7 protein-coding genes are annotated in these 10,669 nt (G+C 50.5%); all 7 read right to left on the reverse strand.

The annotated features are described in order from the left end of the window. Positions 1-22 precede the first annotated feature (22 nt). Entirely contained in the window at positions 23-2,440 is a 2,418-nt protein-coding gene (locus BWI93_RS18495) for an ABC transporter permease (RefSeq protein ID WP_094813990.1), read from the reverse strand. Between the two features lie 149 nt (positions 2,441-2,589). Further along, the gene (locus BWI93_RS18500) at positions 2,590-4,998 is read right to left on the reverse strand and encodes an FtsX-like permease family protein (RefSeq protein ID WP_094813992.1); all 2,409 of its coding nucleotides are present in this window, start codon (positions 4,996-4,998) and stop codon (positions 2,590-2,592) included. Between the two features lie 137 nt (positions 4,999-5,135). Then, positions 5,136-6,119: an ABC transporter permease gene (locus BWI93_RS29695; RefSeq protein ID WP_369679184.1), complete on the reverse strand. Its 984-nt coding sequence runs from the start codon at positions 6,117-6,119 to the stop codon at positions 5,136-5,138. A gap of 11 nt (positions 6,120-6,130) precedes the next feature. Continuing rightward, positions 6,131-7,537, reverse strand: a complete 1,407-nt coding sequence (locus BWI93_RS29700) for an ABC transporter permease (RefSeq protein WP_369679185.1) — start codon at positions 7,535-7,537, stop codon at positions 6,131-6,133. A 125-nt stretch (positions 7,538-7,662) separates the two neighbouring features. Beyond that, positions 7,663-8,352 (reverse strand): ABC transporter ATP-binding protein, encoded by a 690-nt coding sequence (locus BWI93_RS18510; RefSeq protein WP_094813994.1) that lies wholly within the window; start codon positions 8,350-8,352, stop codon positions 7,663-7,665. 114 nt (positions 8,353-8,466) lie between these two features. Next, positions 8,467-9,726 carry an efflux RND transporter periplasmic adaptor subunit gene (locus BWI93_RS18515; RefSeq protein ID WP_094813996.1) on the reverse strand — a complete coding sequence of 420 codons (1,260 nt, stop codon included), beginning with the start codon at positions 9,724-9,726 and terminating at the stop codon, positions 8,467-8,469. A gap of 106 nt (positions 9,727-9,832) precedes the next feature. After that, positions 9,833-10,369, reverse strand: coding sequence for an RNA polymerase sigma factor (locus BWI93_RS18520; RefSeq protein ID WP_094813998.1), 537 nt, complete (start codon positions 10,367-10,369; stop codon positions 9,833-9,835). Between the last annotated feature and the right edge of the window lie 300 nt (positions 10,370-10,669).

The raw sequence follows: 10,669 nt of genomic DNA on the forward strand, positions 1-10,669 counted from the left end.
CGTTCAGCCGTAGGGTGAAAATTTACTCTGATTTCAGACTCTTGACAGGGTTCATGGCCGCCGCCCGGATGGCCTGACTACTAATGGTCAGCAGGGCAATGCAGAGCGAAGCTACCCCCGCTCCAAGAAAGATCCAGATACTCAGTGAACTACGGTAGGCAAAACCTTCGAGCCATTGGTTCATGACGTACCAGGCAATGGGAACGGCGATGAGGAACGCGATGCCAATAAGCCGGATGAAATCGCTGGAGAGCAGAGCGACGAGTTGCAGTTCGGTAGCTCCCAGGACTTTCCGTACGCCGATTTCCTTGGTACGCTGTTCAGCCGAATACGCCGCCAAGCCAAATAGTCCCAGACAGGCAATGACAATGGCCGTGATCGCAAACGATAGAAAGACTTTTCCGACGCGTTGCTCGCTACGGTAAATACTGTCGAAAGCTTCATCCATAAACTGAGCCCGGAAGGGTTGCCCCGGCAATACGCGTTGCCAGGTTTGCTCAATCTTGGCTACGGTTTCGGGCAGTTGCTGGGTTTTCAGTCGAAAGGTGGCATAGCCCGCCGGATTGGCGTTGAGTAGGAGGCATAAGGCTCCGACGTTCTCGCGGAGGGACTCATAGTTGAAGTTTTTTACGACGCCGATGATGTGTAGTTCCCGGGTTCGGCCCGTTCGTAGATCTTCAATTTCCGCAATTTTCCGACCCGTCGGACTCGTATACCCGAAGAGTTTCGCCGCGGTTTCATTGAGAATAACCGCCGAAGAATCCGTCGCCATCTGATTGGAAAAATTCCGTCCCGCCAACAACTGTAAGCCCATGGTTTTCATGTAGTCCGGGTCTACGTACCACGTTTGCATTTGCACGGCCCGCTCCGGCGTTACTTCGCCTTCCGGAAAAAACGAATCGTTTCCCCGCCACGAAGGGGTTGGCAGGTAGCCCGTAACCGTTCCGCTCTGTACGCCGGGGATGCGTAAAATTTCGTTTTTCAAGGCCTGTACCTGGGGACCATAGACGCCATCAAGCATGAGGACTTGCTCACGATCAAAACCCACCTGTTTCTGCTGAATGAAATTGAGTTGCCGATGAATTGCCAGGGTACAGATGATCAGGAATACCGAGGCGAAAAACTGGAAAACGACCAGCGAACTCCGCAGCCAGCCGCTTCGCATCCCGGCGGTAAGCTTGCCTTTCAGTACTTTGGCGGGTTCGAAAGAAGACAGATAAAAAGCCGGGTAGCTGCCTGCTAGCACGCCTACGAACAGGGCAAAGGTCAGCAGGAAGGGCAGCAGGTACCAGTCACGAATGAAATTAAGCGAAAGCTGTTTGTCGGCTAATTGGTTAAAAGCGGGCAAGGCCAGTTCCACCAATAATAAAGAAATGCTACAAGCCATGAAACTGAGCAGGATGGATTCCGTCAGAAACTGCCCGATCAGGTGGGCACTTGCTGAACCCAGTACCTTTCGTACGCCTACTTCCTTGGCCCGGTGAGCCGAACGGGCCGTTGCCAGGTTCATGAAGTTGATGCAGGCAATGAAAAGTATGAAGATGGCAATGGCCGAGAAGATGTAAACGTACTGAATGTTACCCGAGGGATTCATTTCATCCACGCGATTGGAGTGTAAATGAATATCCGGAACGGGCATGAGCGTATAACGAACGTAGCTGCCGCCTGCTTCCAGTTCGGCTACATTCTTACCCAGCCACTGCTGAATCATCGGTCCCGCGTGTTTCAGAAAGAGCTGCCGAATCTGACTTTCGACCTGCTGGGTAGATACGCCGGGTTTTAGTAAAAGGTACGTGCTGTAGTTGTGGCTTAACCAGCTATTTTCCTTGCTGTCGGCGTGATCCAGCATACTGAAATACAGATCCGCGTTAAGGTGGGAGGTACGGGGCAGGTCTTCGATCACACCCGTGACTTTATACGGATCGTTTTCGTTCAGTATCAGTGTTTTACCGACGGCTTCCGGAGTGTCAAAATACTTCAGGGCCATGCGGCGGGTAATCACTACTGTATGAGGCTGATTGAGAGCGGTTTTGGAATTGCCCGCAAGGACAGTCAGGCCCAGTACGTCGAAGAGCGTGGAATCGGCGTAGACGGATCGTTCCTGAATTTTCTCCGTCCCTTTTCGAATCATGCCCGGAGCCTGATCGCGGATACGGGCCGCCGCTTCAATGTCCGGGTAGACTTGGGCCAGGGCCGGTCCCATCGGAGCCGCAGTAGCCGCCGTATGGGATTCGGAACCACCAAAATTAATATCCGTATTGATGCGATACGCCCGATCGGCATTACCCAGAAAGCGATCGTAACTCAGCTCATCGATCACGTAGAAAGTAATGAGTAAGCATGTCGCGATGCCAAAGGCCAGCCCAAACAGGTTGATGGCCGAGTAGGTCTTATTTCGCCAGAGGTTTCGAAAAGCGATTTTTAGATAATTAGATAACATACATTGGTTGATGGTTATGTCGTTGTTTGTTGTTGGTTTTTAGTAGTTTGAGGTGGAGTTGTTTTTGAGAAAGAGGCGTGTCAGTCTCTTCGAAAAGGCCCTGACTTATGAGCCCCTAACCACCATCAACCAGTAACCAACAACCATCCTTATTCACTTTTTAAACTCTTCACCGGATTGATCAAGGCCGTTCGAATGGACTGATAACCAACCGTGAGTAAAGCGATCGTCAGGGTCAGGAGTCCAGCTCCGGCGAAGATCCACCACTGCACCGAGACGTGATAGGCAAACTGTTCCAGCCAGCGTTCCATAGCCAGCCAAACCAGCGGAACCGCGAGGAGGAGAGCAATCAGAACCAGGCGGACAAAATCTTTGGAAAGCATGGCCGAAAGCTGCACGACACTGGCTCCGAGTACTTTCCGGATACCAATTTCCTTGGTTCGCTGTTCGGCACTAAAAGCGGCCAGTCCAAGCAGACCCAGACAGGCGATGAAGATGGATAGTCCAGCCGCCAGCGTAAACAATTCGCTGTATTGCTGCTCCGTCTGGTATTGGTAGTTAAACTGTTCGTCGGCGAAATGAAATGAAAAGGGATTACCTGGGAAAAAACGTTCGTACAGGGTTTGAATCTGACTCAGGTGTTTCGGTAGCTGATCCGTGGAAATCTGAGCCGTGAAGTAGGTGGTATTTTGCTGCGGCCAGAAAACGATGGGTTGAATGACTTCCTTTAAACCCAGATGATGGTAATTTTTAACGACTCCAATCACTTCCACGGCTTGTCCGTTAAAGCTGATGGTTTTCCCAAGGATACTCGTCGGCGTAGCGGATAGGCGGGCAACGGCGGCTTCATTCAGTACCACCTGAGCTACATTTCTCCAGGATTTTTCGGTTTCCCCTTTCGTAAACGCACGGCCGGTGGCTAAAGCGATGTCGTAGGTTTTAAAATACTGGTCATCGCAGATTAAGACTTTGTAACTGGTATGAGCCCCTGCGGTGGTCTGGTCGGTCCGTAAGACATTCTCCGTTGAAAAGTTAAAGCCATTACCCGGAACATTTCCCGTATTGCTGAAGGACGATACGAACGCCAACTGACTCACGGCGTTCCGAAAACCTACGGCCCGGTCCTGAAACAGACTGTCTTCCCGCCCTACTTCCGGTCCCTGCATCACCAGCAGTTGCTGGAGGTTCATGCCCAGATTTTTACGCTGCATGTAGTGCAACTGATGATAGACGATGAATGTAGCGGCAATCAGGGCAATGGAAATGCTGAACTGAAAGACCACGAGGGACTGCCGTAGCCAAGCCCGTCCCGATTTCAAAAAACCACCTTTCAGACTCAAAATAGGATTAATACCACTCAGAATGAAGGCCGTATACGCTCCTGAAAGCACACTTCCGGCGATGAAGAACAGAATACCATACAGTCCGAACGAAGAGTGGAACAGGATGGATAACGAAAGATTTTTCCTGATCAGTAGATTAAAGGGAATCTGAAGCAGATCCACCAGAACCAGAGCCAGTAGAAAGGCGGTCAGATTCAGGATCATGGATTCGCCCAAAAACTGAGTGATCAACTGGTTGCGGTGAGCACCAATGACTTTCCGAACGCCCACTTCTTTGGAACGTTTGGTGGATAACGCCGTACTCAAGTTGACGTAGTTGAACCAGGCAATCAGTAAAATCAGCAGGGCAATGCCGGTTAGGATGTACACGAACCCCAGGTTACCGTAGGTGGGGTAGGAGTCGTTAAGGGAGGAACCGAGGTGCTGAAACGAAACCGCCTGTAATCGAATTTCGTCCGTGGCTCCGGTGGGTAAGGTCTTGAGCAGGGCATTAAATTTGGCTTCTACGTGGCTCACCGTACTTTGCGGAGCGAGTCGCACGTAGGTTGTCAGAAACTGGGCTCCCACGCCCGTCGGGTCGACCCAGCTATTGGACGCCACAAGGGCTGGGTTTTGTAAAGTTGCCAGGGAAAGAACCAGGTCTACCTGTAGATCCGAGTTTTCGGGCATGTCATCGTATACAGCTACTACGGCGTACTCCAGTTTCCCGAACTGATTGGCCAGTGACAGGCTTTTACCCACGATGTCGGTACTGCCAAAGAGTGTACGGGCCTGCTGGGCGGACAGGGCTACCGTGAGAGGCTTCTTAAGCTCCTGAGCGGAACCCGATAGCACAGGGAAGTGAAAAAGCTCAAACAGGGAAGCATCCGCGTACGCCGAATGTTCTTCCCGAAAGGTCTGGTTTGCAACGGTGATGATGCCGTTTGAAATGCCCTCGGCCAGGCGGCAGTAGCCTTTGATTTCGGGAAAATCGGCCCGGAGAATAATGCCCGGAGCCGAACTTCCCTGGGTAGTACCCGCCTGATCTTTCATCAGGAATCGGTACAGGCTGGGCAGTTGCGGATGAAAGGTATTGAAGCTCTTCTCGAAACTGACGTATTCCAGAATGAGCAGCGAAGCCGTAAGCCCCAGAGCCAGCCCCACGAGATTGACCATGGAAAACAGCCGGTTTTTCCATAAACTCCGCCAGGCGATTTTGAGATAGTTCTGTAACATGGCTACTGGGGTAGGCTTTGGTTGTTTGTTGTTCGTTGATAGTTGTTTGTTTTGGGCTGAAGAAGGTGTTTATCAACGTTGACTTTTAACACGGCAAACGACCTAACAACCCACAACAAACAACCATCAACGAGCCATTACTCACTTTTCAGACTCTTCACCGGGTTGACAGTAGCCGCCCGGAAAGCCTGTGAACTCACCGTGAGCAGGGCGACGAGCAGGGCCAGTAGGCCCGCTCCAGCGAATACCCACCAGTCGAGATTTACGTGGTAATAGAACTTGTCGAGGTAATCGCCCAGGGCCCACCAGGCGACCGGCGAGGCCAGCAGGAAGGCAATACCCACGAGCTTGACAAAGTCTTTGGAAAGCAGAGAGATAACACTTAATACGCTGGCTCCCAGTACTTTTCGAATACCAATTTCTTTGGTTCGCTGTTCGGCGGTAAAGGCGGCCAGTCCCAGTAAGCCCAGACAGGAAATGAAGATACCCAGCCCGGCGAAAACTTTAGCCAGGGTCCCCATGACCTGTTCGGAGCGGTACAGCTTGCCGTATTCTACGTCGGCAAAACGGTAAGTGAAGGGAAATTTGGGATTGGCCTGTTTGCAGACGCTTTCCAGGCTGGCAATGGCCTGTTGGGTTTGTCCCGGCTGCGTCCGGACCATCATGGCTCCGTAGTAGGAAGTTGACCAGCCCGCGTCCAGCCGCAGAATCAGGGGTCTGATTTGTTCGTGGAGTGAATGAAAATGAAACTCATCCACCAGCCCGATAATTGTACCCGGACGGTCCCAGAACGTAATCGGTTTGCCCACCGGATCTTTATACCCCATCAAGGCAGCGGCTTCACGATTGATGAGGAACGCGGCGGAATCGGTAGCATATTTTTCGGAAAATTCCCGACCCGACAAGAGCTTGATGCCCAGTGTTTTCAGTCCGTCGTATCCAATACCCGTTGCCTCAAACAGCGGACGGGATTCCGGATCTTTTCCGGGCCAGTTTACGCCCGTGGTGTTACTGCCAAATTCACCGGGTACCTGATTGATGGTACTGATGGACTGGATCCCCGGCATATGCAGGAGTTGCTGATGGATGGTCCGGTACTTCGTCGATAACTCGCCTTCCATCGGAATGTAAATCAAATTCTCGCGATCGTAGCCCAGATTTTTATTCTGAATAAACTCACCTGTCGATAGATGATGATCGTACCGACAATGAGGAGAATGGAAAGCGTAAACTGAAAAACTACGAGTCCCTGACGGAACAGTTTACTACCTCGGGAGAACTTCAGGCGACCTTTCAGTACACGGGCCGGATTGAAGCCTGACAGGTAAAACGCCGGATAGCTACCTGCAATGAGACCCGTTAGGAGGGTTACGCCCAGCAAAATCAGATACGTGCCCGGTTGGGTATAATTTAAAACCAGTTGTTTTTCGGTGAGTTCATTGAAGTTAGGCAGGACCAGTTCCACCAGACCAATAGCCACCAGTACGGCCAGTGCAGTAATCAGGAACGATTCGGCCAGAAACTGCCCAATCAGCGATTCCCGGACGGCTCCCATCACTTTCCGAACGCCCACCTCGCGGCTTCGGCGTTCGGAGCGGGCCGTCGCCAGATTCATAAAGTTGATACAGGCAATGAGCAGAATAAATACAGCGACCACGCTGAATAAACGCACGTATTCAATACGACCGCCGTTTTGAGTACCGCCCCGAAAATCGCTGTAGAGGTACGATTCGCTGAGGCGTTGCATGAACAGGGTGTTGGGGTACTCTTCCTTGCGGTAGTTATTCAAAAATTTCTTCAGCCGTTTTTCTACGTTGGCCGTATTCGCATCCGGGCGAAGCTCAAAGTATACGCGGGGACCATTGTTACCCCATTGTTCGACCCAGTTGTTTCGCTTGCGGAAGTCTTCCCAGGTAAGCAGGAAATCGTATTTTTCGGAGGCCTGAGCGGGTAAATCTTCAAAAACGGCCGTGACTTTATAGGGAATGTCACGTCCCGCTACTTCGACCGTTTTACCCAGGGCGTTTTGCGGACTGCCGAAGTAATTATCAGCCAGTTTCCGGGAAATCGCCACGCTTTCGGGGGCCTTCAAGGCCGTGGCGGGCGTACCCGCCAACAGAGGAATCGAAAACATCTTGAACCAGTCTTCACCGGCCCAGCGGGCTTTCTGCTTGTTGAATTTATCGCCGACCGTGAAGTTTAGCTCATTCTCCCAGGTGAAACCCGACGCATGGACCACTTCCGGAAACTTCTTTTTCAATTCGTAACTGAGCAAACCCGGTGTATGCGGACCAGCATTGGTTTCGCCGTTGAACGTCTGGCTTTGCATGATTCGGTACAGCACCGGACTTTTGGCGTGGTAGTTATCCATCGCCAGTTCATCCTGTACCCAAAGCCCAATCAGCAAACTACAGGCCACACCCAGAGCCAGACCCACAATGTTGATCACCGAAAAAACACCGTTTCTCCAGAGATTACGAAAGGCAATTTTGAAGTAGTTGGAGACCATAGCTGAAGGAAATATTAGTTGTCGGTTCACTGTTTACTGTTTTCAGTTTGCCTACCAGTGAGGCGACCGATAACAGGTGTGAAAAGTTAGTGTACAGCCAGAAAGGGTAAGCTGTACGAACCCTTACTGAAAACAGAAAACGGCAAACAGAAAACTTAGATATGAAACTTCGTATTCACGTTTTCCGTCACCACGTGGCCGTCGAAGAGGTTGATGATCCGGTGACTGTAGTTGGCATCATAAGGGGAGTGCGTTACCATGATGATGGTCGTGCCTTCTTCGTTGAGTTGCTGAAGCAGTTTCATGACCTCTTCGCCGTTGGTCGAATCGAGGTTACCCGTCGGCTCATCGGCGAGGATCAGCTTGGGTTTAGCGACTACAGCCCGGGCGATGGCTACCCGTTGTTGCTGACCACCGGAAAGCTGCTGGGGGAAGTGGTCTTTCCGGTGCATGATGTTCATGCGGGTTAATACCGTTTCAACGAGTTCCTTACGTTCGGAAGCCGATTTTCCGAGGTACAGCAGGGGAAGTTCAACGTTTTCGTATACGGTCAGTTCGTCGATCAGGTTAAAGCTCTGGAATACGAAACCGATGTTTCCCTTACGGAGCTTGGCCCGCTGGCGTTCCGAGTACTTTGAAATTTCCTCGCCCCAGAAGTTGTACTCGCCCGTGGAAGGGTTGTCCAGCATACCCAATACATTGAGTAAAGTCGATTTTCCGCAACCCGACGGACCCATGATCGCGACAAATTCGCCGTCGGCAATTTCCACATTCACATGATCGAGAGCCGTTGTTTCAATTTCTTCGGTACGGTAAACTTTTCGGAGGTTTTTGATTTGGATCATGGTTGTATGTGTGTGTTGAACTTCAGATGAATGGTAAAGGATTAACCACAGAGTGACTCAAAGTTGGGCACCGATTTCACGAAGTAACTCCGTGAAATCGGTGGTTGATAAACGTTACGGTTGCTTTTCATTGAGATTGAGTACTTCATTGTCGCCGAAGAACTCGTAACTCGAGGTGATGACTTTTTCACCGGGTTTCAGGCCATCCAGTACTTCGTAGTATGTCGGGTTCTTGCGTCCCAGTTGGATATTGCGGCGTACGGCTCGTTGTCCACCCGCTTCCACCACGAATACCCAGTTACCGCCCGTTTGCTGATAGAAACCACCCGTGGGAAGCAGTACCGCCTGTTCGGGTTTACCCAGTTCCAGGCGAATGCGTAAGGTTTGACCGCGACGAATATCCGTAGGAGCCGTCTGAGCAAAAAGCATATCGACTTCAAAACGACCGTTGGTAACCGTAGGGAACACTTTATCGACGACAAGCTTGTATTCTTTTCCATCCAGATCCGCGTAACCTTCCAGTCCTTTCACGATTCGGGGCAGGTACAGTTCGTCGATGGGCACCCGTACTTTGAATTTATCCAGAATATCGACCTGACCGATTTTGGTACCTTTTGTAATCAGCTGACCGATCTGCAAGTCCGTAGCGGTTGAAAGCTGACCGGAGATGGGAGCCTTGACCAGCAGGTTGTCCAGCATCTGACCTACGTTCTGAATGCTTTCCCAAATCCGTTTTTCGGATTGAGACAACTGCGAATTTTGCTGAATCCGAATCAGAGAATCCTGCATGTACGAACGTTGCGTAACGTTGCGACGGCGTTTCTGATAGGATACTTCTTCGCGAACATCCTGCATTTCCTTCTCCGAAAGGTACTTGGAGGCTTTGTCGTTCCGGTTTAACTGTTGTTCCTTGATTTTGACCTGATAATCGATCTCCGCCAGCGTATTCTGAAGGGCCAGCGTATTTTGTTGCAATTGCAGACGGGAGGTACGGGCGTTGTTCAACTGATCGTATAAAGCCGTTTCCCGCGTTAGTACGTTTAGTTTCAGTTCCGTATTGGAGAGTTGCAGAATCACGTCGCCCGCCTTTACCATATCGCCCGATTGCTTGAAGATTTTCTCAATCGAACCGCCTTCGACGGCATCCAGCTGTACACTCTGGATGGGGATAACCGTACCGTTGACGGGAATGAATTCGTTAAAAGCACCCTGCGAAACACTCAATACGGTCAGCTTTTCCGTCTCGACCCGTAGTTGTGTACGCTTATCCCGGAATACCAGTGCCCACAACGTGAGCGACACCAGGAGCAAACCGCCCGTTAAAAAAAAGACACGTTTACGGTTCCAGAATTTTCTTTCAATTTTCTTATCCACGGGGAAAAAAAGGTTAATTGGTTATACAGTTTGCGGTTGTCGGTTTGCCGTTTTCAGTTGAGCAGTAAGCTGATTAATTGGAAACTGAAAACGGTAAACTAAAAACTCAATATTGGCTTAACATCTCTCTCAGTTTATTCTTGGCCCGCATAAACTGGGTGCGGGACGTGGAGGCGGAGATTTGTAACATTTCGGCAATTTCATCATGGCTGTACTCTTCCAGCAAATGGAGCGTAAGGACCGTACGGAAACCATCGGGTAACTTCATCATCGCAGCCCGTACGTGTGAGATTTCCCATTCGTCGGGTTCGGCGGCGGCTTCGTAAGGCATGTCGAAACTTTCTTCGATTTCCACCAGCTGTACCCGACGCTGACGCAGGCGATTGAGAGCTTCATTGACAACAATCTGCTTCAGATAAGCTCCCACCGTACTTTCCTGCCGAAATTCGTGGATGCGTTGGAAAAACTTCACAAAGGCATCCTGTAATACGTCTTCGGCTTCTGCCGTATGATTCAGGATTCGGTAGCAAACGTTGTACATCGATTTGGAATACAGGCGATACAGTTCGTACTGAGCCGAGCGGTCCCCTTGTCGGCAGGCTTCTACTAAGGCGGTACGATCAGTTTTGCAAAGAGTTTCCATTTCGATAGTTGAATTAAAAAAGACCGGCGAACGGCTGTTTAGGGTCGTTCGCGGTTACGCTTACTAAACCCTTGACCTCTCTAATGCCAAAGGTGTGCCAAACTTTTAAAAATGCCCTCAGTTGGCTGGAAATGGCTTTTTTTGCGAAAATAGTGTACGCCTGCGTACAGCTACTGTACGGATTCGGACAGTTTTTGCTAGCTTTCCCGTGATTTCCCGAAATGGTATGATTTTAAGAGAAGACAGGATAGGTTATATCCAGTAGGATAGGCACAGCCTACCAACTTAAAAAGTCCGTAG

It is taken from the genome of Siphonobacter sp. BAB-5385 (genome assembly GCF_002261125.1).
In the GTDB taxonomy this organism is placed as follows: Bacteria; Bacteroidota; Bacteroidia; order Cytophagales; family Spirosomataceae; genus Siphonobacter.